Genomic DNA, 24,080 nt, shown 5'->3' with positions numbered 1-24,080 from the left:
TGGCCCGGCACTTCTTGCCGGACTTTCACCAAATTGGCCACTTTCGTCTATATCGCGGCTCTCTTCTTTCTAGCCTGTGAGTGCAATAGAAACGTGTGTGCGTTTCCTGAGCACTAGGTGACGGGCGGACGAGCATGACAGGACACATCAACTGGAGTGCGGTCTTGTCGACCCTCCTGTTGATCGTGGTCCTAGCTCTCGGTCCAGGTATCACCGGCCCAGCAAGTGCCGCGGAGACTCCGGGAGAAGCTGAGTCACCGGCGCCGGTCGCCCCGGACGACAACACGGATGCTCCAGAGGAGTCCCCCACGCCCTCGCCTTCCGAAAGTGTGCCTGCCGAAGCTCCCGTGGAGCTCGAGGAACCACCCAGCGAGGCGCCCGAGTCTCCCGCGCCCACCGAGCCGGAAGAGTCTTCCTCTGCTACCCCAGAGGACGACGACTCCGCGGCTCAGGTCGAGGACGACGCCACCGATGAAGAGCCGGCTCCCCAGCAGCGCATGCAGCGGAACATGGGCGGATCCAACACGGCCACGGTGGAAGTCAAGGTCGGCGAGACCCGAGGCAGCGTCGGTGGGAACGCCTTAGACGGCGCGGAACTGGGGATCTTCAGGTCTCTTACAGCCAGTAGCCCCATCACGACGTGTAGATCGTCTTCCGGGATCTGCACTCTCGAGATCCCGATCGACGGTTCGAGCACAAGCACTCCGTATTTCGTGAAAGCGGTCACTGCCCCCGCGGGTTACAGCGTGGTCGGGGATTTGGGTGTGACCGACAACTATGGTCAGATCTCCCGGTCCAACTATGGATTCCGAGTGGGCGAGCGGGTCTGCTCCTGGTATCGCCCCTGTACGTGGGAACTTCGCTCCGGAAAGACCTATCGCTCCTATCCCACGGGCCGACAGGGAGCGGACTTTATGAGCGCAGACGACGCCTCCAGCGGAATCTTTCCCTTTATTCGTGACAATCCTTCGTTGCCCTCTCAGTGTGGGATGGACGTCGCTGTCATTCTGGACCTTTCGACGTCCATGAATGGCTCAGAGGACGAGTTGGCCGAGACTACGAACCGGGTTGTCGATGAGTTGCAGGGCACGCCCTCGACCGTTTCGATGTTCAATTTCGGCACGCACAGTCCCGCAACCCGGGTTTGGGGAATATCCGACTACACGGCTCCGCAGCCAGTCGACACGAGAGAGAAGGCCGACAAGGTTCGAGATCTTTACTCGGCCCGGGCTGACTGGTGGTCCTCGCGGCGCGCGGCGAAATTCGTGATCTCTTCCTACGGCGAGGGGACGAACTGGGACCGCGGTCTCTCCGCACCAGCAGACGCCCCCTCGAGCTATGACGCTGCTGTAGTGCTCACTGACGGAAACCCGACGTACCACGGCGAACCGACGTACTACGGGAATCCTCAGGGCAATGGTGCCCACACTCGCTTTGCGGAGGTGGAGCACGCGATCTTCTCCGCGAACGCGCTGAAGGCCAAGGGGACACACGTCATCGCGGTTGGAGCAGGGAACAGAGAGATCGCCGGCGCAGTCTCCAGAAGCAACCTCCTCGCAATTTCGGGGTCCGGCGCAATGATCCAGCAGTCCGACTTCGATGATGCGGCCGAGGAGCTGGCGAACATGATGAAGCAGAATTGCGCCAGTTCTGTCGCCGTGGACAAGACCTGGGTGATCAACGGCACCGAATACGCGCAGGGGACGCAGCCCGAGGGCATTGACGCGGAGCTCTTCCTTTCCGCTCCCGGGGACTCCTCTGGTAAGACTCGGCAGGCAGCCTGGGGCCAGGAGCGCGAAGGTTATATGGCAGGAACTCAGGTCCGGCTCAAGGAGACGCTGAGCATCAGCGAGACGCGCCCCGGCTGCCAGCTCAAGTCGTCCGAAGTCACGGCGGTCGGACCCGCCAGTACGTCTGCGTCCCTGACAGGCGGTTATCTCTCCAAGGCTCTCTCCGCCGGTGTCACTCGCTTCTCGGTGACCAGCACCGTCATCTGCGAGCAGAGTCTGACGCTGACCATGGAAGCCAAAGACAAGAGGGCCGATGCTTCGCGCTGGAAGCTCTCCGCCTACTCCACCCCAGAGGACCCAAGGAAGGGAAAGCCGGTGTTTTCTGGCTCTCAAGGAGTCAAGAGCCACTCCGTCGCCGCGGGTCAGACCCTTCAGCTTGCCGCCGAACAGGGGCCCGAGGTCTTCGTACAAGATGACAAGCGCTCGAACCCCTCGCGTGCGCCACTGGCCACGGGGTCCTGGACCTGCGTCCATTCCGATGGCCGAGGTTCAGCGCCCGGGGCAGGACTGCCGGCCGGTGGTGAGGATGGAACCGTCCAGGTTCCGCTGGGTGCGGACCTGAACTGCACGGCCACCAGCCGCACGGCAGAGGCGACTCTGCTCAAGCACGTGGTCAATGAGCATGGCGGAACCATCGCGCCGGAGGATTTCCAGCTGCAGGCAGTCCCAACCGCCAGCGGGTCAGCGTTGGCATCCAAAACCGTCCCTGGAAGTGGCGCGCCCAGCGAGAGCACCGCCGTGCTCGTGCGACCCGCTCAGGGCTACACCATCTCCGAAGAGTCACTTGTCGAAAATCTCGCCTTCCGGACCGGGGAGCTCCAGCGCTACACGGGCGTTCCCAACGAAGCGATCGATCACCAGGACGCCCGGCTCTGGGAGACGGTGTCCGACGGCGAGATTGCCGTCGAGGCGGACGGCGCGGAAATCTACCGTCTGGTCAGTTACGACATCGCTCCTTCCGTGCTGCCACAGACCGGTGGTCTCGGCTCCATGCCCTACCTGCTCGGAGGCGGCGCCATGATCACACTTGCCGCTCTCGCTGCCTTCAAGCTCCGTCATCCTGCTCGAACATCACGGAGGCGAGCAGCCTGAATCAGCTCTTCACCCCTTTATCCGACGACTCACATCATTCGCACGATTACTCGCTCGCACCGCTTCCTCCTTGGAAAAGCACCGAAAGGACCTGCCATGTCCCCATCTCACATCGCCCGGCGCTCCACCATCTCGGTGGCCGCCCTGATCGGAGCCTTCGCCCTGCTCTTCAGCGGCGTGGCCCCGGTCCAGGCTGCCCCCGGCCCCGCCAACATCGACCAGACACGGACCGGCTCGATCACCATCCATAAGTTCGCTGAAACCGAGACCGATGGCGCCGAGCACCAGGGTCAGGAGCTTGCCCCCTCCATGACCGCAGGACTTTCGCCCCTCGAGGGGGTGCAGTTCACCATCAGCAGGTTCGATGGGATCGATCTACGCACGGCGGAAGGGTGGGCGGCCATGGAGGGGATCACCGTGGATTCCGATCGGGCCAAGACCGTGGTCGATACTGTGAAGACCGACGCCAGCGGGATCGGATCAAAGAGCGGCCTGCCCCTGGGGCTGTACCTGGTGGAGGAGACCGGGTTCGGTGACAACGATGTCGTGCATCCGACCGCCCCATTCTTGGTGAGCGTCCCCACGGCAGGGGTGAGCGGAGACTGGCTCTACGACGTCCACGCGTACCCCAAGAACTCAGTAGTGAGCCTCGACATGGTGGCCGACGACTCCCGGGCGTTCGGCATGAACGGCACAGGCACCATCGACTGGAAGGTCACCACGAGCATCCCGTACCTGCCCGCCAATCAGTCGCTGAACACCTATTCGATCACCCTCAATCTCACTGACCACCTGACAACCCCGACTCCGAACGATGTCACCCTCCGTGTCGGTGGGATGGAGATTCCGCGCGGACAGTACTCGGTGAACGCCAGCAATGGAATGCTCACAGTCGCCCCGCCTGAGGGCGCCACAGGGTTGGACGCATACCAGGGTCAACCGGTCGAGCTCACCGTCGCGACGAAGATGACTGCGAACGAGGACCAGAAGGGGATCGTCGGCGCCCAGGCCACGGTCCAGGTCAACGACGCCGAGACCCGCCCGGCCGCAGCCGAGAGTGATTGGGGTGCGGTGCGGGTCATCATGAACGATGCTGAGGACGCACCGCTCAGCGGCGCGACCTTCGAGCTTCGGCGCACTCAGGATGGCGACCCGATCGAAGTCGATGGACGCACCTCATTCACCACACAGGACAACGGTGAGCTGATGATCCCCGGCATCCGCGTCGGCGAACGGTACTACCTCGTCCAGACCGGTGCCCCCGCCGGCTACACCCCCGCGCAGGCCAGGAACTTCGAGGTTGTCGCCGCAGACACGAACACCGTGGGGGGAGACTCGACGCATCCCAACGTGGTCACCTTCAACAACGAGCAGGTCTCCGGCTTCGCTCTGCCGATCACCGGTTCCTTCGGCTCGCTGCCCTTCCTGCTCGCTGGCCTGCTGCTCGTTGCCACCGCGCTGCTCGTCAACCGCAGCCGCCGTCGTCGGCTCGCTCGCGCGGTCTGATCCAGCCAACCGATGTCGGTCCTCGCCCCCGCTCCTCGGCATGCTGCCCCTGCGCCTGACTCGACCCCGAGTCAGGCGCAGGGCGGCGTCCGTGGCGCCCTCATGGTCTCCACGATGCTCGTTCTGGGTGTCGCTCTGATGCTCTATCCCAGCGCGGCGCAGTGGTTCACCGCGTGGGAGCAGCAGGGGCAGGTGGATGACTACTCGGAGTCGATGCGCGAGGCTCCGGAGGAGGAACTCGCCGCCGAGGTCGAACGCGCCCAGCAGTACAACCAAGGCCTTACCTCCGGTTCAGGACTCATCGATCCGTTCTCCACTCAGGCAGCTCGGCAGGAGGGCCTCGGCGTCGAACAGGAGGAGCTCTACCGGGATCTGCTCTCGGGTGCCCCCGGGGACGTGATGGCGCGGCTGACGATCCCCAGCATCGACGCGGACCTGCCGATCTTCCATGGCACCAGCGAAGAGATTCTGGCCCGCGGCGTCGGTCACCTCGAGGGCACGGCGCTGCCCGTAGGCGGGGAGGGGACCCACTCCGTGCTGACCGGGCACCGCGGACTTCCCAGCGCGGAGATGTTCACCCGGCTCGATGAGGTGGGGGAGGGGGACACCTTCTCTGTGGAGACCTTCGGCGAGACCCTGACCTATGAAGTCATTCGCACCCAGGTGGTGGAGCCGCAGGAGACCGAGTCGCTCTACCCCGAGGCAGGGCGTGACCTCGTCACGCTGGTGACCTGCACTCCGCTGGGGTTGAACACCCATCGGATCCTGGTCACGGCAGAGCGCACCACGACCCCCACGCAGGAGGAGGAGACATACGATACTGAGCCCTTCGTGCTTCCGTTCCCCTGGTGGGCCCTGATCCTGTTCGGAGCGCTGGCGTTGCAGCTCGTCTATATCTGGCGAGTGAAGTCAGCGGCTCGGCCGACGCAAGCGCAACGCCGGGAATAACAGACCCTCAGCCGTCGAGGATCTGCCGCTTCGCCGAGATGACCCCGGTGTTGAAGCCGGAGAGGTGCAGGTTCCCGTGGAAGCGGCCGTGTTCGATCTTGATGCACCGGTCCTGGACCGCGTTGAGCCCTGCGTCCTGCGCCAGCTGCATGGCCTCCTCAGACTGGATGCCGAGCTGCGCCCAGATCGTCTTCGCGCCGATCTCGGCGGCCTCTTCCGCGATGGCGGGAACGTCCTCGGCACGGCGGAAGATGTCCACGATGTCCGGCACCTCGGGAAGATCCTTCAGCGAGGCGTAGACCGGTTGGCCCAGCACCTCCTTGAGTCGCGGGTTCACGAAGTAGACCGTGTAGCTCGAGGAGCTCATCAGATAGGTGGCCACGAAGTAACTGGCTCGCGCGGGCTTGTCCGACATGCCCACGATCGCCACTGACTTCGCGCTGCGCAGCAGCTGCAGGCGTCGCGAGGGCGACGGCGCGGCCCAACGGCCATGGGGATGTTCGGCTGTGGTCTCGGCGTCGTTCGGCACGGTCTGCTCGCTCATCACTTGTCTCCTTCGACTGCGGTGCTCAGCGCCTGGTCCAGGTCCCAGATGATGTCATCGACGTCCTCGATGCCCACTGAGATGCGGATCAGGTCCTCCGGAATGCCGGCGGCGCTCATCTGCTCGGGGGAGAGCTGCTGGTGGGTGGTGGATCCCGGGTGCAGGATCAGTGTGCGCACATCACCCACATTAGCCAGGTGGCTGGCAAGCTGCAGCGACTCGATGAAGCGCGCCCCGGTCTCGCGCCCGCCCCGGATGCCGAAGCTGAACACCGAGCCCACACCCTTGGGCAGCATCTCCTTGGCGCGGGCATGGTCCGCATGAGAGGGCAGTCCCGCATAGTTCACATAGTCCACGCGCTCATCGGCTTCAAGCCATTCCGCGACCTTCTGCGCATTGGCCACGTGCTCATCGATGCGCTGCGGCAGGGTCTCGATGCCCTGGATCAGGTTGAACGCCGCCTGCGGGCCCAGCGAGGGTCCGATGTCACGCAGCTGCTCCGCGCGTAGCTTGGTGAGGAAGCCGTATTCACCGAAGTTGCCCCACCAGGAGAGTCCTCCGTAGGAGGCCACCGGTTCGGTCATCGCCGGGAAGTTCCCGTTGTCCCACGGGAACTCGCCGGATTCCACGATGACCCCGCCCAAGGTGGTGCCGTGACCACCCATGAACTTGGTGACCGAGTGGATCACGATGTCGGCGCCGTGTTCGAAGGGGCGGATCAGGTACGGGGTGGTCAGGGTGGAGTCCACCACCAGGGGCACGCCGTGGGCATGTGCGACCTCGGAGAGTCCACGCAGATCCGCGATGTCTGAGCTGGGGTTTGCGACCACCTCGGTGTAGACCACCTTGGTGTTCTCCTGCATCGCGGACTCGTAGTCGGCAGGCTCCAGCGAGTCCACGAACGTGGTCTCGATGCCGAATCGGCGCAGCGTGACGTCGAGCTGGGTGATGGTGCCGCCGTAGAGCTTGGAGCTGGCCACGATGTGGTCTCCGGAGCCGCACAGCGCTGCGAAGACGAGGAACTCGGCGCTCATCCCCGAGGCGGTGGCCACCGCGCCGATGCCGCCTTCCAATGAGGCGATACGCTCCTCCAGGGCCGAGACCGTGGGGTTGCCGATGCGGGAGTAGATGTTGCCGTACTTCTGCAGCGCAAACAGGTTCGCCGCGTCTGCGGTGTCCTTGAAGACGAAGGAGGTGGACTGGTGGATGGGCACAGCACGCGAACCGTAGACGGCATCGGGGACGGCCCCGGCGTGCAGGGCGCGGGTGCGGAAGCCGAACTGGCGATCGCTCATGGAGCTACCTCTTCTTTTCTCGGCGCGGTCCCGCGCCGTTGGCAGATCTCTTCAATTTTCGGAACACAGGGTTCATTCTGCAGGCTCGTGGTGTCCCCGAGGGTCTCACCGTCATGCAGCTGGGTCAGCAGCCGGCGCATGATCTTCCCGGAACGGGTCTTCGGCACCTCCGGCACCGGGATCACGCTGCGCGGTTTCGCCACCGGTCCGATCACCTCGCCCACGTGATGGCGCAGCGCATTCAGCAGCTCACGTTCAGTCTCACTTCCCGCCCCGCCCGCGGCTTCCAGGCGCTCGCGGGCGGCGGTGGTCAGCACAGTGAAGGCGACGGCGGCGTGTCCGGTCATCTCATCGAAGACCGGGCAGACCCCGGCCTCGACCACGTCGGGGTGGGAGATCAGCGCAGATTCGATCTCGATCGTGGAGAGCCGGTGCCCGGAGATGTTGATGACGTCATCGATCCGTCCCAGGATCCAGATGTCACCGTCCTCATCCTTGCGGGCGCCGTCTCCGGCGAGGAACCAGCCCTGATCAGCGTATTTCTCCCAGTAGGAGGTGAAATATCGTTCCGGATTTCCCCAGACCGTGCGCGCCATGGAGGGTCCGGTATGGGTGAGCACGATGTTTCCCTGCGTCCCGGCAGGTGCGGTCCGGCCCGCATCATCGACGACGGCGGCGCCCCAGCCGGGCAGTTCGCGCGTGGCCGCGCCGGGCTTGAAGTCACGGTCTTCCGGGCGCGGGGAGAGCACCGTGGACCCGGATTCGGACTGCCACCACGTGTCCACCATGGGAAGGGCGGGCTGGCCGGCGTCGTCGGTGGTGTCTCGGCCGATCTCGCGGCGGATCCAGTGCCAGGCTTCGGGGTTGACGGCCTCGCCCACCGTACCGGCGAGCCGGATCGAAGAGAGGTCGTACTGGGCCGGGACGCCCTCGGGGAACCAGCCCATCAATGAGCGCACCAAGGTCGGGGCGGTGTAGTACGTGGTGACCTTATGGCGTTCGATGATCTCGAAGTGGCGGCCCTCATGCGGGGTGTTCGGGGTGCCCTCGAAGATCACTTGGGTGGCCCCGGCAGCCAGCGGTCCGTAGATCTCATAGGTGTGCGCGGTGACCCAGGCGAGGTCGGCTGTGCACCAGTGAACATCCTCGGTGCGCCGCGCCGGATCGGGGTGGGCGAAGAGCCTCAGGTAGGTGTAGAGCGCGCCGGTGAGGTAGCCGCCGGTGGTGTGGACCAGTCCCTTGGGCTTTCCGGTGGTCCCGGAGGTGTACATGATGAACAGCTCGGTCTCCGCGTCGAAAAACTCGGGTGTGTGCTCGGTGGAGGCGGTCTCCACGACCTCGTGCCACCAGAGGTCACGCCCGTGAGTCCACTCCACCACGGAGTCGGTGCGGTTGATGACCAGCACGTGCTCGAGGTTGCCGCCGTGCTCCGCGCTTGCCTCGGCCACGGCGGCGTCAGCATTGGCCTTCACCGGGACTGCCTTGCCGCGGCGGAACTGACCATCCGTGGTGACCAGCAGCTTCGCCCCGGTGTCCTCCACGCGGAACTTCAGCGCCTCGGCCGAGAAGCCGCCGAAGACCAGCGAGTGCACCGCGCCGATCCGGGCGCAGGCCAGCGTGACCACGATGGTCTCCACCAGGACCGGAAGGTAGATGACCACACGGTCCCCGCGGGCAATGCCCATAGAGGTCAGGGCATTGGCCGCCTGGTTGACTCGGCGGCCAAGCTCGGCATAGCTGACGTCCTCACGGTCGCCGGGCTCACCCTCGAAGTGCAGCGCGATCTTCTCCCCTCGGCCTGCGGCGATGTGGCGATCCACGCAGTTCACGGCCGCATTGAGCGTCCCGCCTTCGTACCAGCCGATCTTTGGGCCGCGCTTTGTGTCTGGGTTCGGTGGGGTCCAGGTGTGAGTGCTTTCCCAGGCCTTTTCCCAGTCGAGCAGAGTGGCGGCCTCGGACCAGAACGCCAGGCGCTGGTCCTCGTCGGTCGGATCGGCCCAGTTGTGGACATCGGCGGCCTGCGGGTCTGCGAGGGCCACAGCTCGCTGCGCCGCCGCAGAGGGCGCAGCTGTGGTCAGGGCAGGGGAGTGCGAGGTGGTCAACGAGGGGTCCTTCTGGGTCAGCTCAGGGGGGTCAGGGTCTTGAACTTGTGCTGGTGGAAGACCAGCCCGGCAGCGTCCTCGGTGAAGCCCAGATCCAGGATCTCCAGCACGATGATGTCGTGGTCCCCGGCTCTGACCTCGTCATAGATGCGGGTACGGAGCCACATCGGCACGCCCTCGAGCAGCAGGGCGGAACCGTGGAACCGGTACTCCACCCCGGTGAAACGGTTCGCGCGGTCCTTCGAGGCGATCTGCCGGCAGAGCCCGTTCTGATCCCGGCCGAGCACGGAGATGCCCAGCTCTTTGCCGCTTCGCGCGAGCTTGGGCCAGGTGGAGGAATCGTGCTGCACGGCGAGGGTGACCAGCGGCGGCTCCAAGGAGACCCCCACCGTGAAGGTGGACGCGATGATCGCCTCGGGGGAGCCGTCGACCTCAGCGCCGACGGCGACCACGCCCTGCGGGAACTGGGCGAGGGCATGGCGCAGCGCAAAGGAGTCCACGCGAGATGCGGCCGCAGGATCTTCGAAAATACGAGCAGGGACAGACATGTCAATCAACTCCATCGGTCCTGGCGTTAGCACCCGGCATATCCGGGTTGCTGCGGCGTCTCTGAGCCAGATCTCTCAGCCGCTCGGGATGGTTACGAGTCAAAGCTACGGGGTCGCACCGTCGAGCAGCAAGATTTGTTCGCACTGTGAGACGCCATATGACGTCCAGATCCTCCCGCGCGTCAATTGTGTTCAGAGCTGACGAGTGAACACAATTCGACATGTGGCGTCATGATCATTTGACGAAACAGCATGCTTGTCCTCTATATTTGAGCCCATCACCATCCAGAGCGACTGAGGGATCTGGCCCGTCGATGTCGCAGCAACCCGGGATTGCCGGGTGCTACCGCCAGAATCGATGGAGGAAAGTATGAACATATATCTGCCTGTCTCTGATGGACTCCGAGACGCTGTGCAGCGCGCCGGGCTTTCTGCCCTGGACCGTGAATGCCACAGGGAACTGGCGCGTGAACAGGTCCGCACTCTCGCCGACGCCGGCATCGGTCGGCTGCGACTTCCGGTGTCCTCCGGAGGCAGCGGGCTCGACTGGGTGCAGACCAGTGTGGTGCTCCTGGAGCTCGCAGCCCAGGACAGCAACCTTCCTCAGGTGCTGCGCGGGCACTTTGCGGTGGAGGAGGACCTGCTCTGGCGCCCCGCCGCGGAAGGGCCTGTGCAGGGCTGGTTGACGCGTCTCGCCGCTGGTGAACTGGTGGGCAACGCCTGGACCGAGCCTGGCAAGGGTGGCTTTCACCGGTCGGGAACGCTTGTCAGTGAGACTTCGGCAGGGCCCGTGGTCAACGGAGTCAAGTACTACACAACCGGGGCGATCTTCGCGGACTGGCTCGACGTCACAGCCCGGGACGCCGACGACAATGAGCTCGCGGTGCTGGTTCGTCGGGATCAGCCCGGTGTCCAGATCGAGGATGACTGGGACGGATTCGGTCAGCGCACTACAGGGTCAGGGACGGCGCGGCTCTCCGATGCCGCGGTGGAGACCTCGGAGCTGCGTGGACTGACGGACCGTTTCCCCTACCAGACGGCCCTGTATCAGCACATCCTGCTGATCGTCTTGGCCGGGATCGTCGAAGCCGCAGCGCGGGATGCGGCGGCACTGCTGCACGAGCGTCCCCGCACCTACACCCACGCCAACACCCGCACACCCCGCACGGACCCTCAGCTGCTCCAGGCGATCGGTGAGGTGGACGCGGTCGCGGAGCTGGCCAGGGCGCAGGTCCTTCACACTGCCACGTATCTCGACGCAGCGTTCGCCACGCGCACCTCTGGGCCGGAGGAAGCGATCGCTGCCGCCAACGCCGCCGAGCTGTCCACGGGACGCGCCCAGGTGGCGCTGCACCGACCGGCGCTGGAAGCTGTCACGCGCATCTTCGACGTGCTAGGCGCCTCGGGAGTCAGCCAGACTCGAGGTCTCGACCGTCATTGGCGCAACGCACGCACGGTCACCAGTCATAACCCTTGGGTGTACAAGGCGCGGATAGCCGGAGATTACCGCGTCAACGGCACCGAGCCGGTGCGGCTATGGAGCGTGGGCGAACCAGACGTTTCGGCCGTCACCCAGCTCGTCTGACTGCCCGCGACAGCGCACTGGCGTGCGCTGTCTGAATCCGATGAGCGCTCGCTCTCGGCCCGCCCCGCCATGCCCTGGAGGATCCCGTGTCATACCCTTCGCCCATCAGCACAGAAGCCCGCACCCACTGGAGCGCAGGCGCCTCGGCCGCAGAACTTGAGGACTGGAGATCCATCGCCACCCATGTGGCGCAGACTCTCTCCCAGGACGCCGTCGAACGCGACCGCGCCAACGAGATCCCCTACCGCGAGACCCAGCTTCTGAAGGCCTCCGGCTTGGTCACTCTGCTGGTCCCAAGCGAGTTCGGTGGTGGTGGCGGCCACTGGGCCACCGCCCTGGAGGCCGTGAGAATCATCGCTCGGGCCGACGCGTCCATCGCGCAGCTCTTGGCATACCACTACGTCAATGAGGCCAACATCGTCTTCGGCATCCCAGAGCCTGGGAACCGCGAACGCTGGTTGCGCGCCACGGCTCGAGAGCAATGGGTCTGGGGCGACGCGGTCAATCCGACAGATCCGGATCTCACTCTGACTCCGAGCGAGAGCGGATATCGGCTCAGCGGACGCAAGCGGTACGCCACAGGCTCCGCCGTCGGAGATGTCTTGCTGGTCAACGCACGCGTCTCCGAAGGTCCCGAAAGTGGACGCGTCCTGGCCTTCGTCCTGGAGAACGGCCGCGAGGGAGTCACCTACCTGGACGACTGGGACTTCCTGGGCCAGCGTCTTTCATCCTCCAACACCGTGATCTTCAACAGCGTGCAGGTCCAGGAGCAGGACGTTCTCGGTTTCCTGTCTGAGGAGCCCTACTCATCGCTGGTCACTCCGGGGATCCAGCTTGCCTTCGGCAATCTGTACCTCGGAATCGCGGAGGGTGCACTTGCGAAGGGGCGCGAGCTGATCAATGCCCGCCCCAACGCCTGGTTCCTCTCCACCGCCTCGCAGTACCGACATGACCCCTTCGTTCAGCGTCTTCTCGGCGAACTCAAGGCCTTCACCGCCGGGGTCGCCGCCCTTGCCGAACGGGTCAACCAGAGGTTTGAGCAGGTACTGACATTGGGAGACACGGTCACTGAGTCGGTCCGCGGGGAGCTCGCCATCGAGATCGCCGAACTCAAGGTGGTCTCCTCCGATGTCGCCACCCGCCTCACGCACCAGATCTTCGAGGCGACGGGTACGTCCTCCACGGCCTCGAAGCACGGTTTCGACCTCTACTGGCGAAATATCCGCACCCATTCGCTGCACGACCCCGTGGACTACAAGAAGCTCGAGGTCGGCGCGCACTTCCTCAATGGCGAGTTCCAGCCCATCTCTCTCTACACATGAACCGGAGTAGCTCTATGCCCCGCAAGCCGCTCATCCTCTCGGCTTTCCTGATGAACACCACAAGCCACATCATCGGGGGAGCCTGGCGCCGCGAAGAGGCCCAACAACATCGATTCAACGAACTCAGCCACTGGACCTCCTTGGTGAAGAAGCTCGAGGGTGCAGGATTCGACATCGCATTCTTCGCCGACGTAGTAGGTCTCTACGGCAATCACGAGGGCGGTTGGGCCTCCCATGTGCGCCGTGGACTCCAGGTCCCGTCGAACGATCCGTTGGTGCTGCTCTCGGCCTTGGCCGCGGTCACAGATCGGATCGGCTTGGCCCTGACATCCTCGGTCATCCAGGCGCACCCGTTCAGCTTCGCCCGCCAGCTCTCCACTCTTGACCACCTCTCCGGCGGACGAGTGGGATGGAACGTGGTGACCAGCGCCCAGGAGAATGCCCACCGCAACTTCGATGCCACCGGTCTCGCAGGCCATGACGACCGATACGCGTGGGCCGAGGAATACCTCGACGTCTGTTACAAGCTCTGGGAGGGTTCCTGGGGCGACGAGGCACTGAGGCAGGACAAAGAGACGGAGCATCCCCGCGGCCGAGGGCTCCACGCGGATCCGGCTCTGGTGTCAAAGATCAACCACGTGGGCCCGCGTTACAGCGTGGAGGGCCCACACCTGGTGGCACCCTCGCCTCAGCGGACCCCGTTCCTTTTCCAAGCCGGTTCATCGGATCGCGGCCGCGACGTCGCAGCACAACATGCCGAAGCAACCTTCTCCATGGCCCCTCGCAGAGATATCGCTGCAGCTCACGCCGCCGACGTCAAAGCCAGGGCGCGTCGCTTCGGCCGATCCCCCGAGGACGTCAGCTTCATCCAGGGCCTGTCCTTCGTGGTCGGCTCCACGGAGGCCGAAGCTGTTGAGAAGGCCGCCGAACTTGATGAGTCCATCGACGATCACGCGCTGATCGCGCACACGGCGGGAAGTCTCGGCGTAGACGTGGGGCACCTCCCCATCGATACGCCCCTCGAGGAGCTCGAACACACAGAACAGGCCCAGGGCCATCTGGAGGAGATCAAGAAGATGGCCCCGAACGGCCGCGTCACACTCCGGGATCTCGCCAGGTTCCGGGCGCAGTCCACTCGTGTGGTGGGCACTCCCGAGCAGATCGCCGGAGAGCTGGCAGATTGGCAGGACTCGGGCATCGACGGGATCAACGTCATCAACTCGACGATCCCTGGCAGCTATGACGAGTTCATCGAGCACATCCTGCCGGTCTTGCGTGACCGCGGACTTGCCCGCCAACTCGAGGAGAGCGCTGCGCCGTCGGACACCCTTCGCCAGCGCCTCACCGGAGCCGATCGACTGCCGCAGACACATCCTGCCGCGCAGTATCGGGGAGCCTTCAGGCACCTGAGCGCCCAGGCCACAGAGGTGCCCCGCGAGGCACTGCTGAGCTCCCACTGACCGTCGCCTCCCCATGAGAGGCCTCACGTCCAAGCAGCGGCACCCCACTTGCTCATCCGACAATCTGCAGACCAGCACACAGAAGAACAGGACCTCAGCTCATGCCTACCAAGAACTCCATCCCCCGGCACGCACCCCTCGCGCTCGCAGCCGTCCTCTCCGTGGTGGCGCTCACAGCTTGCTCCGCCGACGCCGGGGCGCAGTCCCAGGGCGACGCGGCGTCGGGAGACTATGACGGCGAGGAGCTGAATCTGCTGCTCAATGCCTCCCACGAGGGAGCCGGCGAATGGCTTGCGGAAGAATACGAGGCGGAGACGGGCGTGCAGATCAACGTCACCACCGTCCCCTATGACGAGATCGCCTCTCAGCTGACCCTGGACCAGCAGTCAGGGGCCAACACCTACGATGTCTCAGCTCCCTGGTACGTCTCCCTCGGCGATCTGGCTGCCGACGGCAGCATCGCCCCGCTCACCGACTACGTGGAATCCACCCCGGAGATCGACGTGGAGGACTTCATCCCCAGCATCTGGGAACCCTATGCACTGGTCGATGAGGAGATCTACGGACTCCCCTTCGACGGCGACATCCACGCGTTGTTCTACAACGAGGAGATCCTTGAGCGCAATGGCTTCCAGGAACCCCCCGCCACCTGGGACGAGTACGCCGAACAGGTCAGCACCATCACTGAGAACGAGGGCGGGGATGGCGTCTACGGCGCAGCGGTGTTCGGCGAACAGTCGCCGATGATCCTCGGCGCGAGCTTTGCCAACCGATTGGCCGGGTTCGGCGGGGACTTCTTGGATGGGGAAGGCCGACCGGTGATCAACTCGCAGGAAGCAGTGCAGTCCCTGGAAGCCCTTGAAGACGTCTGGGAAGATGCGCTGCCCACTCCCGCCGAGACCGACTTCGGCGCCGGCAACTCGGCGTGGTTCGCCGGCAATGTCGGGTTCATCGAGAACTGGACGGACCTCGGGGTGCGCTCGCAGGACCCCGAATCCGGCTCAGAAGTGGCAGATGGATGGGGTGTGACCTATCTTCCCCGAGCCGAAGAGGGTGAGCGTCCTCGCGCCTCACTCGTGGCTGGCTTCAGTTGGGTGGTTGCGGGAAACACCGACAAGTCCGACCTGGCCCAGCAGTTCATCACCTGGGCGGCCTCGGCCGAGGTCAACGCAGAGCTGCTGACAGCGCTTCCTCCGACAGGGATCGACCCCAACCGAGTGACCTCCCTCGAGGACGAGACCTACTCGGAGGACTTCCCGCAGCTCCAGGAGGTCAACGAGTCCACCCTTGACGGCGCTCTGGCCTGGCCCACTGGGGAGAACGCCACGGAGGCGGCACAGGTGCTCACCGATGAGATCGCGGCTCATCTCTCCGAACAGCGCGATTCTGCCCAGGAGACCCTGGACACCGTACAGAGCGAATGGGAGAGGCTCCTTGTCGACTGACCAGCGTGAGCGCACAAGGATTCCCCCTGCAGCCGCCTCCCCGCCGCAGCCGGAGGCTTCACCGGATGCTGCCCCGACGTCCCGTAGGCGCCGGACCGAGCGGTTCCATCACCGGCTCTTTGTGACTCCCAGCGTGCTGGTGCTTCTGGTGCTGGCGCTGTATCCACTGCTGTTCATCGCCGCTGCGGCCCTCTCCCGGTCGAGCCTGGGGCAGCCCTTCCAGGAGTTCACCGGCCTGCAGAACCTCCGCGCCGCGGCCGGCGACCCCGCCGTGCAGGACTCGATGCTCCTCGGCACCTCCTACGGACTAGGCGTCGCGGCGGTGAGCACCGTGCTCGGCACGGCCACCGCTGTGGCGCTGTGGCGCTCGGTCAGCTCTGGCGCTGTGCTGCGCACTCTGCTGCTGCTTCCGATGATCGTGCCGCCCGTGATCGTGGGGATCCTATTCAGCTTCATCTTCAGTCCCTCCGGTGGCCTGATCGATACGCTGCTGCGGCAGTTCACCTCCTTCTCCGGCTCCTTCGCAGTGCTCTCCGACCCCAGCTGGGCGATCATCGGGGTTGCCGTGGCCGATGTATGGGAATGGACTCCGCTGGTGGTGCTGCTCGTCTTCACCGCGCTGCTCGGCCAGGACCCAGAAATTCTGGAAGCGGCTCAGCTCGACGGCGCGCAGCCCGTGCAGCAGTTCCTCCACGTCACCTTGCCGACGATCGCGGGCACCGTCGCCGCGGCCTTCCTGATCCGGCTGATCCTCGCGTTCAAGGTCTTCGACCTTGTCTACGTGATGACCTCCGGCGGACCCGGCTCCTCAACCCAGGTTCCCGCCTATCTGATCTGGCGGGCGGCCCTGCAGAACTTCGACGTGGGCATGGCCGCCGCCATCACACTCGTGCTCGCCGTGGTCGTCACCCTGGTCACCCTCCCGATCTTCTATCTCACCAAGAGGCTCCGCGATGATTGAGACCGCCGAAGCACCCAGCAGCCGCATGATCGAGGGCGCCGCGCCGCCTGCTGCCCCGTCCGACGTGACAAAGCGTGTGCGACGAGGAGTCGGGCGTCACCCACGCGGGTTGCCCGGCTCGGCGCTGAGCCTCGGCTGGGTGGCGCTCGTCGTCGTCGTCGTGTTGGTGCCGCTGGGCTATCTCGTCTCGCTCTCCCTGATGACGCAGGGCCAGATCTCCGCCGGCCTGCTCTTCCCGTCCGATCCTGCGTGGCAGAACTGGGGCAACGCATGGAATTCGGCGATTCCGCGCGGGATCACGAATTCGCTGATCGCGGCTTTCTTGGGATCCCTGCTGACTCTCGCCCTCGCGGTGCCCGGAGCATGGACGATCGTGCGGCACCGCACAGGTGGCTCCGCGTTGAGCGGGCTGATTCTCAGCCCCTGGCTGCTGCCGCCCGTGGTGGCGATCATTCCGCTGCTCACACTGCTGCGAATGCTGGGTCTGATCAACACTCTGCCCGGACTGACGCTGGTCTATGCACTGATGAATGTCCCGGTGGCCATCTGGCTGCTCGACGGGTTCATCCGTCGCATACCCGTGGAGATCGAGGAGGCCGCGCGCCTGGACGGCGCCGGAGAGCTGCAGCTGCTCCGCAGGGTGGTCGTGCCCGTGCTGGGACCTGCGCTGATCGCCGTCGGTGTGATCGTGGTGATCTTGAACTACAACGAGTTCCTCTTCGCCACCTTCCTGACTCAGAGCGAGGGTTCCCAGACGGTCCCAGTGGTCCTCGCAGGGATGCTCAGCGAACGCGTGCAGGACTTCGGGCGCATTGCCGCGTCTTCCCTGTTGGCGATCATCCCGATCTTCACGATCGCAGTCCTGTTGCAACGCCACCTTGTTGAGGGGCTCACGACTGGCGCCGTGAAATGAGACAGCGGGCGCCCAGACTTTCCACAGCTGGATCCGATTCCGTTGGATGCAGTTCTGCTCGATCCGATTCTGAAGGAGCACGAAAATGACCTACCCCACCACCGAGGCAGGCAACCGCGAGATCCTCTTCAACGCCTTCGACATGAACTGCGTGGTCCACCAGTCTCCGGGGCTGTGGCGCCATCCCGATGACCGCGCCCGGGAGTACAACACCATCGGCTACTGGACCGAGGTCGCGCAGATTCTGGAACGTGGTCTCTTCGACGGCCTGTTCATCGCCGACGTGCTGGGTCCCTACGACGTTTTCGGTTCGAACCCCGATGCCGCGCTGCGCTCAGGCGCGCAGATCCCGCTGCAGGATCCGTTCCTGCTGGTCTCGGCCATGGCCGCGGTGACCAAGAACCTGGGCTTCGGCATCACGGCCGGCACTGCATACGAGCATCCCTACCCCTTCTCCCGCCGGCTGGGCACCCTGGATCACCTGACCGGCGGACGCGTCGGCTGGAACGTGGTCACGGGTTACCTGCCCTCGGCTGCGCAGAACATGGGCCAGGACGATCAGATGGAGCACGACCGCCGCTACGACCACGCGGACGAGTATCTCGAAGTCGTCTACAAGCTGCTCGAGGGTTCCTGGGAGGATGACGCGGTGGTCGCCGACAAGGCTTCAGGGGTGTTCACGGACCCGGAGAAGGTGCACCGGATCGAACACCAGGGTGAGTTCTTCAAGACCCCGGGCATCGGGGTGGTGGAACCCTCCCCGCAGCGGACTCCGGTGATCTACCAGGCCGGGGCCTCCGCTCGGGGCCGCGCATTCGCCGGCAAGCATGCCGAGGCGGTGTTCATCAATCCACCGACCAAAGAGCTGGCCAAGGCCTCGGTGGCCAAGATCCGCCAGTCAGTGGCCGAAGCCGGACGGGACCCCTATTCGGTCCGCATCTTCGCCATGCAGACCATCGTCACCGGCCCGGACAACGATGCCGCCCAGGCGAAGTACGACGATCTCACCCAGTACATCGACGCCGAGGGCGGGCTGGTGCTGATGTCGGGCTGGATGGGGATCGACCTGAGCCAGTTCGACCTGGACCAGCCCATCGGCGACGTGAAGTCCAACGCCATCCAGTCCACTGTGGAGACCTTCCAGAAGGCCTCAGGGCGAGAGGACGAGGTCTGGACCGTCCGGCAGCTGGCCGAATGGGTGGGCGTCGGCGGCTTCGGGCCCGTCATCATCGGCGACGGTCCGAGCGCGGCGCAGCAGCTGATCGAGTGGCAGGAGGAGACCGACGTGGACGGGTTCAACCTGGCCTACCACATCACTCCCGGGACCTTCGAGGATGTGGTGGAGCACGTGGTGCCCGAGCTGCAGCGGCTTGGCCGGTACAAGACCGAGTACGCCGGCGGCACGCTGCGAAACAAGCTCTTCGGCGCGGGGGACCACCTCCCCGAGGACCACCACGGCGCCCAGTTCCAGCTTCGCCGCAAGGCCTGATCCTCCCCTCCACGCAAAATACCGGGGCTTCCGCGTTATACCTGGCCGACGGTGTGGCCGGTATAACTCGGACGCCCCGGTAAAACGTTGGAGCGGAGGGTCAGGCCCAGGTCTTGAGGGCCTTGCGCTCGACGATGCCGAGCAGGGTGTCGGTGAGCTTGCCCAGCAGAGCCAGCAGCACGATGGCCAGCAGCAGCCGATCCGTGCGCCCGTTGTTTCGGGATTCATCCAGCAGGAAGCCCAGTCCTTCGGAGGAGGCCAGCAGCTCGGCGGCCACCAGGAACAGCCAGGCCTGAGCCAGGCCCAGGCGCAGGCCGGAGAACACGCTGGGCACGACGGCAGGAAGCTGCACCGTGCCGAGCAGCCGCACGCCGTGGAACCCGAAGGCGCGCCCGGCCTCCACCAGTTGGGCATCCACATGCCGCAGCGCCGAATGCACGGCGGTGAACACCGGGAAGAACGCGCCGATGGCGATCAGGATGACTTTGGAGTCCTCATCGATGCCGACCCAGAGGAGCAGCAGCGGGACCCAGGCCAGCGAGGGCACTGCACGAAAGGCGCCCACGGTCGGATGCAGCAGGGCATCGGCGATCGAGGACAGTCCCAGCAGCGATCCCAGGGCCAGTCCGAGCCCAGCGCCGGCCGCGAATCCCAGCAGCACGCGCTGCAGCGAGACCGTCATGTGGTCGATCAGATCTCCGGACTCGAAGAGCCCGACCCCGGCGCTGAACACGGTCTGGGGAGCGGGGAGCTGGACCGGGCTGAAGGTGTCGGTCCCCTCGGTGACCAGCCACCACAGGCCCAGGAGCAGCACCGGGACGACGGCGCCGATCAGCAGCCCGCCCCCGGGGAGCTTCCTGCGTCTCCGCCGCCCAGGCGTCCTGGCCGGAGCATCGGCCGGCTGCGTGGTGGGTGCTGCGGGAAGGGTCTCGGTCACTCGTCAGTCTCCTCGATATCGGCCTCGTCGGCGGCGTTCTCGGTGCCTTCGGCGTCGGTGGCCTCGATGTTCTCGGCGAACTCGGTGTAGAACAGCGAATCAAGGGCCTCGTCCACTGCCTCCTGGCTGTCCACGTCGCCGTTCTCCACGAAGAACGGCCCGGCTGCCTCCATGGCCGCACGAACCTCTTCTCCTGGCACCGGATCCACTTCGAAGTTGGTGCGCTCGGTGATGACGGCTTCGGCGATCTCGGGTTCCAGCCCTGCGTACTCCGCCAGGATCTCCGCGGTGCCCTCGGGGTTCTCCTTGGCCCACTCGCGCGCCTGCTCGTAGACGTTGACCACGATCTGAGCGACGTCTGGGTGGTCCTCGACGAACTCGCCGGTCGCGTTGATCACCGAGTAGGTGTTGAAGTCCACGTTGCGATAGAGCAGCTCGGCGCCGTCCGCCTCGGCGCCGGCCATGATGGGATCCAAACCGGCCCAGGCGTCGACGTCGCCGTTGGCCAGGGCCTGCCATCCGTCGGCATGCTGCAGCGACTGGACCTCGACGTCATCCACGCTGAGCCCAGCCTCCTGCAGCGAGCGAGCCATGAAGAAGTACGGGTCGGTGGCCGGCGTGGCTGCGATCGAGGCGCCTTCGAGATCCTCCACCGATTCGATGTCAGAGTCGCCGTTGGTGACAAGCGCAGACCATTCCGGCTGGTTCTCGATCATGATCGTGTGGGTGTCCGCGCCGACTGCGCGGTTGAGCAGCGCGGCCGAGCCTGCAGTGGACCCCACGTCGATGTTGCCGGCGCGCAGGTTCTCGTTGGCGACGTTCGAACCCGTGGACTGCACCCACTTCACGTCGACGTCGAGCTCTTCCAGCTCCTCTTCCAGCCACCCGTTCTCCAGGATGATCAGGCTCAGCGGGTTGTAGGTGGCGAAGTCGATGTTCAGCGTCTCCAGCTGCTCGTCCTCACCGCCGTCTGATCCGCAGGCAGTGGCGAGAAGCGCGACGGCTGCGGCGACCGAGACAGCTTTGGCGGCGGATCCGCGGGAGGTGCCGAACGAGTGGGAAGCGGTGGTGCGGGGCATGGGAGAGCCTTTCAGTTCTTCAACGGTGGACGGGCTCCAGGGAGACCGGAGCTGTTATGTTCAGCAATGATTCTTTGGGGTGGAGGCAAGCGCGTCAGACGGGTCTTCTGCGGGGATGCCTGGACCGACGCGCCACTCGGTGGGACGAGTGCAGACGCGTCGAGCGTGCAGCTTCGGGTGCGTCAGCGGGTGTGGGAGTCCACTCCGAGTCCGGAGAACAGCTCCCCGCGCAGAGCGGCAAGCTCCGCGGAGGCGCGGTCTCGGGGGCGGGAACCCGGCACATCCAGCAGCCGAGCGATGGTCGCTCCCTCTGCGGCCGTCGGATCTTCGGCATTCTTTCCCAGCAGCAGGACACGGTCGGCCAGCTGCAGGGCCTCATCCACGTCATGGGTGACCAGCAGCACGGTGGTGCCGGTCTGGGCGTGGACGTCGAGGAGCAGGTCCTGCATCTTCAGTCGAGTCAGCGCATCCAGGGCGCCGAATGGCTCGTCGAGCAGCAACACTCCGGGGCGGCGCGCCAGTGCACGGGCCAGCGAGGCGCGCTGAGCCATGCCGCCGGAGATCTCACGTGGACGAAGTGCGGCGCGGTCCTTGAGTCCTACCAGTTCCAGGAGCTCATCCACCCGTTCGCGACCCTCGGCCTTGGACAGGCTCCGCGGCAGCCCGAGGCTGACGTTCTTGTAGATCGAGCGCCAGGGCAGCAGGCGCGGCTCCTGGAATCCGACTGCGGTGCGCTCGTCGTAGCGCTGCACCGCAGAGCCGTCGATCAGGATCTCTCCAGTGCTGCCGGTGTCGAGACCGCCGACGGCGCGCAGCAGAGTGGACTTCCCGCACCCGGAGGAACCCAGAATGGCGAGCACCTCGCCGGGCGCGACTCTCAGACTGACGTCGCGCAGCACGGTGTGGTCCCCGAAGGACCGGCCGACGCCGCTGAGCTGGACATCGAGTGAGGTGTAGCCGGGCCGACTGCGTGCCACGGGCGACGAGCCGGAGATCGGGACGGAGGAGACGGCGGCAGCACCAGTGGCGCTCACGTCGTCCTCGGTCAGGGTGGAGGCAGGCAAAATCATCAGAGATACTCCCATCGATCCTGGCGGTAGCACCCGGCGAAAAGACACCTGATCAAGGTGTCCCTGCCCGGGTTGCTGCGGCGTCGACGAGCCAGATCTCTCGGCCGCTCGGGATGGTACAGCCTCCAGAATACGCACAGGCGCGGAATCTGATCAAAACTGAGTTCATTGGGTGAGACAAAACGACACACGGCGACCTGTTTGACATTTCCACTATGTTCAAGCTTAGAGTTGAGGCACTCAACCATCCAGAGCGACTGAGAGATCTGGCTCGAAGACGTCGCAGCAACCCGCAGGGCCCACGGGCTCCGGACGGGTGCTAACGCCAGGACCGATGGAGTATGCCTCATGATTTCCCTGTCCCATGTGTCCACCACCTTTGCCGGCCGCGGCAAGGAACCGCTGACCGCGGTGGATGATGTCAGCCTCCACGTGCCTCGCGGAAGCATCCAAGGCATCATCGGTTTCTCCGGTGCCGGAAAATCCACTCTTCTGCGGAACATCAACCTGTTGGAGCGTCCCACCTCGGGCGAGGTCCGGGTTGCTGGAACGGAGCTGACCAGCCTTGATGACGCCGCCCTGCGGAAGGCCCGGCACCAGATGGGCATGATCTTCCAGGGGTTCAACCTGGTCAACAACCTCACCGTGGCCCAGAATGTCGAGCTCTCACTGAAGTTCGCCGGGGTGCGGGACCGTCGTGAACGCCTGCGCCGCGCCGCCGAGGCCTTGGAGATCGTCGACATCACGGATAAGACTGCGGTCTACCCCGCGCAGCTCTCCGGCGGGCAGAAGCAGCGCGTCGCCATCGCTCGAGCCTTAGCGACCAAGCCCGAGGTGCTGCTCTGCGATGAGCCGACCTCCGCGCTTGATCCCTTCACCACCGCCACCGTGCTGCAGTACCTGGCAGATGTGAACCGCGAGTTCGGCATCACGGTGGTCATCGTGACCCACGAGATGGACGTCATCAAGGCCCTGGCGGACAACGTGGCCGTGATGGAGGACGGCCGCGTCGTCGAGGAGTTCCCTGCTCAGGAGCTGACGCGCGAAGGCTTCAATCCGCGGACCTCGATCGGGAGGTACCTGCTCAGCGACGGCATCACGCTGGACCGGACGGGACGTTCCCGCACGGACCTCCCTGCTCAGGATCGTTCCGGCCCAGAGGATTCGGAATCGGTGCAGCAGAACCCCACGCTCGCCGGGGCCGCGGGAGGTGTTCGCTGATGGATCTCGTGATCGAACGTCTGCCTGAGATCTACCAGGCGATGCTGGAGACCTTCGCCATGATCGCGGTGGCCATCCCGGTGGCAGTCCTGCTCGGCACGCCACTCGGCATCTGGCTGTTCATCCACGCACCCGACAGCCTCGCTCCGCGGCCACGCTCACACGCCGTGGTCTCCGGGCTGGTGAACATGATCAGATCCTTCCCGTTCCTGATTCTGCTGATCGCCATCATTCCCTTCACCCGGTTCGTGGTCGGCACCTCGGTGGGAACTGCCGCGGTGATCGTGCCGCTGACCATCAACGCCATCCCTTATTTCGCTCGACTCGTGGAGCAGAACATCACCCAGCTGGGCTCTGGGGCCGTTGAGGCCTCCCGAGCTATGGGGGCCACGCAGCGCCAGATCATCCGCAATGTGCTTCTCGTGGATGCCAAGCCCGGCATCATCGGGTCCATCACCATCACGACGGTCAGCTTCATCTCCTATTCGGCGATGTCTGGACTCGTCGGCGGCGGGGGCATCGGCGATCTCGCGATCCGCTACGGCTACTACCGCTACGAGACCCCCACTATGATCGCCGCCATCGTGCTCATGGTGCTGCTGGTGACCATCGTGCAGTTCAGCGGAACCCGGATCGCCCGGGCCGCGGACCGACGCATCACCGCCTGACCTGCGTCTGACCAGAATCGCCGTCTGACCAGCAGCGGTCGTCTCTTCTCCCCACCACACACCTCTGCGGCCGACCTCCGACGTCGCCCGTGGCACTTTCCCCTG

At 65.1% G+C, this 24,080-nt stretch carries 19 protein-coding genes and 4 riboswitches; of the genes, 12 read left to right on the top strand and 7 right to left on the bottom strand.

Annotated features, from left to right (window positions below; translation table 11 throughout):
* The first annotated feature begins 164 nt into the window (after window positions 1–164).
* The 3 genes from IY716_RS07040 to IY716_RS07030 all read left to right on the top strand — a co-directional run bounded on the left by IY716_RS07040 (window position 165) and on the right by IY716_RS07030 (window position 5,336).
* Window positions 165–2,882: a hypothetical protein gene (locus tag IY716_RS07040; protein ID WP_218220848.1), complete on the top strand. Its 2,718-nt coding sequence runs from the start codon at window positions 165–167 to the stop codon at window positions 2,880–2,882.
* A gap of 96 nt (window positions 2,883–2,978) precedes the next feature.
* On the top strand, window positions 2,979–4,388 hold the full coding sequence (locus IY716_RS07035; protein WP_218220846.1) for a SpaH/EbpB family LPXTG-anchored major pilin: 1,410 nt from the start codon (window positions 2,979–2,981) through the stop codon (window positions 4,386–4,388).
* A 12-nt stretch (window positions 4,389–4,400) separates the two neighbouring features.
* The gene (locus IY716_RS07030; RefSeq protein WP_218220844.1) at window positions 4,401–5,336 is read left to right on the top strand and encodes a class C sortase; all 936 of its coding nucleotides are present in this window, start codon (window positions 4,401–4,403) and stop codon (window positions 5,334–5,336) included.
* A gap of 7 nt (window positions 5,337–5,343) precedes the next feature.
* Here the strand turns inward: IY716_RS07030 and IY716_RS07025 are convergent, their stop codons facing one another.
* Genes IY716_RS07025 through IY716_RS07010 form a run of 4 tightly spaced genes read right to left on the bottom strand, consistent with a single transcriptional unit; the run spans window position 5,344 to window position 9,825 of the window.
* Window positions 5,344–5,880: a CoA-binding protein gene (locus IY716_RS07025; RefSeq protein WP_218220842.1), complete on the bottom strand. Its 537-nt coding sequence runs from the start codon at window positions 5,878–5,880 to the stop codon at window positions 5,344–5,346.
* Entirely contained in the window at window positions 5,880–7,175 is a 1,296-nt protein-coding gene (locus IY716_RS07020) for an O-acetylhomoserine aminocarboxypropyltransferase/cysteine synthase family protein (RefSeq protein WP_218220840.1), read from the bottom strand. The genes IY716_RS07025 and IY716_RS07020 overlap by 1 nt, the downstream gene beginning before the upstream one ends.
* The gene (gene acs, locus IY716_RS07015; RefSeq protein WP_255316460.1) at window positions 7,172–9,277 is read right to left on the bottom strand and encodes an acetate--CoA ligase; all 2,106 of its coding nucleotides are present in this window, start codon (window positions 9,275–9,277) and stop codon (window positions 7,172–7,174) included. Before acs ends, IY716_RS07020 begins: the two co-directional genes overlap by 4 nt.
* A gap of 17 nt (window positions 9,278–9,294) precedes the next feature.
* Window positions 9,295–9,825, bottom strand: a complete 531-nt coding sequence (locus IY716_RS07010) for a flavin reductase family protein (RefSeq protein ID WP_218220839.1) — start codon at window positions 9,823–9,825, stop codon at window positions 9,295–9,297.
* A gap of 8 nt (window positions 9,826–9,833) precedes the next feature.
* Window positions 9,834–9,920, bottom strand: a riboswitch (SAM riboswitch).
* 183 nt (window positions 9,921–10,103) lie between these two features.
* Window positions 10,104–10,190: riboswitch (SAM riboswitch) on the top strand.
* A 5-nt stretch (window positions 10,191–10,195) separates the two neighbouring features.
* On the opposite strand from IY716_RS07010, the gene IY716_RS07005 reads away from it, so the two are divergent.
* From IY716_RS07005 to IY716_RS06975, 7 genes are all read left to right on the top strand, one after another.
* Window positions 10,196–11,410 carry an acyl-CoA dehydrogenase family protein gene (locus IY716_RS07005; protein ID WP_218220837.1) on the top strand — a complete coding sequence of 405 codons (1,215 nt, stop codon included), beginning with the start codon at window positions 10,196–10,198 and terminating at the stop codon, window positions 11,408–11,410.
* An 86-nt stretch (window positions 11,411–11,496) separates the two neighbouring features.
* Window positions 11,497–12,732 carry an acyl-CoA dehydrogenase family protein gene (locus IY716_RS07000; protein WP_218220836.1) on the top strand — a complete coding sequence of 412 codons (1,236 nt, stop codon included), beginning with the start codon at window positions 11,497–11,499 and terminating at the stop codon, window positions 12,730–12,732.
* A gap of 14 nt (window positions 12,733–12,746) precedes the next feature.
* Window positions 12,747–14,192, top strand: coding sequence for an NtaA/DmoA family FMN-dependent monooxygenase (locus tag IY716_RS06995; protein ID WP_218220834.1), 1,446 nt, complete (start codon window positions 12,747–12,749; stop codon window positions 14,190–14,192).
* 101 nt (window positions 14,193–14,293) lie between these two features.
* Window positions 14,294–15,637 carry an ABC transporter substrate-binding protein gene (locus IY716_RS06990; RefSeq protein ID WP_218220832.1) on the top strand — a complete coding sequence of 448 codons (1,344 nt, stop codon included), beginning with the start codon at window positions 14,294–14,296 and terminating at the stop codon, window positions 15,635–15,637.
* A 133-nt stretch (window positions 15,638–15,770) separates the two neighbouring features.
* The gene (locus IY716_RS06985; protein ID WP_369699615.1) at window positions 15,771–16,598 is read left to right on the top strand and encodes a carbohydrate ABC transporter permease; all 828 of its coding nucleotides are present in this window, start codon (window positions 15,771–15,773) and stop codon (window positions 16,596–16,598) included.
* Window positions 16,591–17,511, top strand: a complete 921-nt coding sequence (locus tag IY716_RS06980; protein ID WP_255316459.1) for a carbohydrate ABC transporter permease — start codon at window positions 16,591–16,593, stop codon at window positions 17,509–17,511. The genes IY716_RS06985 and IY716_RS06980 overlap by 8 nt, the downstream gene beginning before the upstream one ends.
* 85 nt (window positions 17,512–17,596) lie before the next feature.
* Window positions 17,597–19,000, top strand: a complete 1,404-nt coding sequence (locus tag IY716_RS06975; protein ID WP_218220830.1) for an LLM class flavin-dependent oxidoreductase — start codon at window positions 17,597–17,599, stop codon at window positions 18,998–19,000.
* 100 nt (window positions 19,001–19,100) lie between these two features.
* On the opposite strand, the gene IY716_RS06970 is transcribed toward IY716_RS06975, so the two are convergent.
* The 3 genes from IY716_RS06970 to IY716_RS06960 form a co-directional block, all read right to left on the bottom strand.
* The gene (locus IY716_RS06970; protein WP_218220826.1) at window positions 19,101–19,937 is read right to left on the bottom strand and encodes an ABC transporter permease; all 837 of its coding nucleotides are present in this window, start codon (window positions 19,935–19,937) and stop codon (window positions 19,101–19,103) included.
* Complete coding sequence (locus IY716_RS06965; RefSeq protein WP_218220825.1) at window positions 19,934–21,016, bottom strand: aliphatic sulfonate ABC transporter substrate-binding protein; 1,083 nt, start codon at window positions 21,014–21,016, stop codon at window positions 19,934–19,936. The genes IY716_RS06970 and IY716_RS06965 overlap by 4 nt, the downstream gene beginning before the upstream one ends.
* Window positions 21,017–21,198: 182 nt before the next feature.
* Window positions 21,199–22,086 carry an ABC transporter ATP-binding protein gene (locus IY716_RS06960; protein ID WP_218220823.1) on the bottom strand — a complete coding sequence of 296 codons (888 nt, stop codon included), beginning with the start codon at window positions 22,084–22,086 and terminating at the stop codon, window positions 21,199–21,201.
* 8 nt (window positions 22,087–22,094) lie between these two features.
* Window positions 22,095–22,206: riboswitch (SAM riboswitch) on the bottom strand.
* A 121-nt stretch (window positions 22,207–22,327) separates the two neighbouring features.
* A riboswitch (SAM riboswitch) is annotated at window positions 22,328–22,427 on the top strand.
* A gap of 7 nt (window positions 22,428–22,434) precedes the next feature.
* On the opposite strand from IY716_RS06960, the gene IY716_RS06955 reads away from it, so the two are divergent.
* Entirely contained in the window at window positions 22,435–23,307 is an 873-nt protein-coding gene (locus IY716_RS06955) for a methionine ABC transporter ATP-binding protein (RefSeq protein WP_218220822.1), read from the top strand.
* Window positions 23,307–23,975, top strand: coding sequence for a methionine ABC transporter permease (locus IY716_RS06950; RefSeq protein WP_218220820.1), 669 nt, complete (start codon window positions 23,307–23,309; stop codon window positions 23,973–23,975). Before IY716_RS06955 ends, IY716_RS06950 begins: the two co-directional genes overlap by 1 nt.
* The last annotated feature ends 105 nt before the right edge of the window (window positions 23,976–24,080 follow it).

This window comes from Nesterenkonia sp. Act20 (assembly GCF_019173455.1).
GTDB lineage: Bacteria > Actinomycetota > Actinomycetes > Actinomycetales > Micrococcaceae > Nesterenkonia.
The sequence above is the reverse complement of the archived record's forward strand: the minus strand, read 5'-3'. Positions and strand labels throughout refer to the sequence as shown.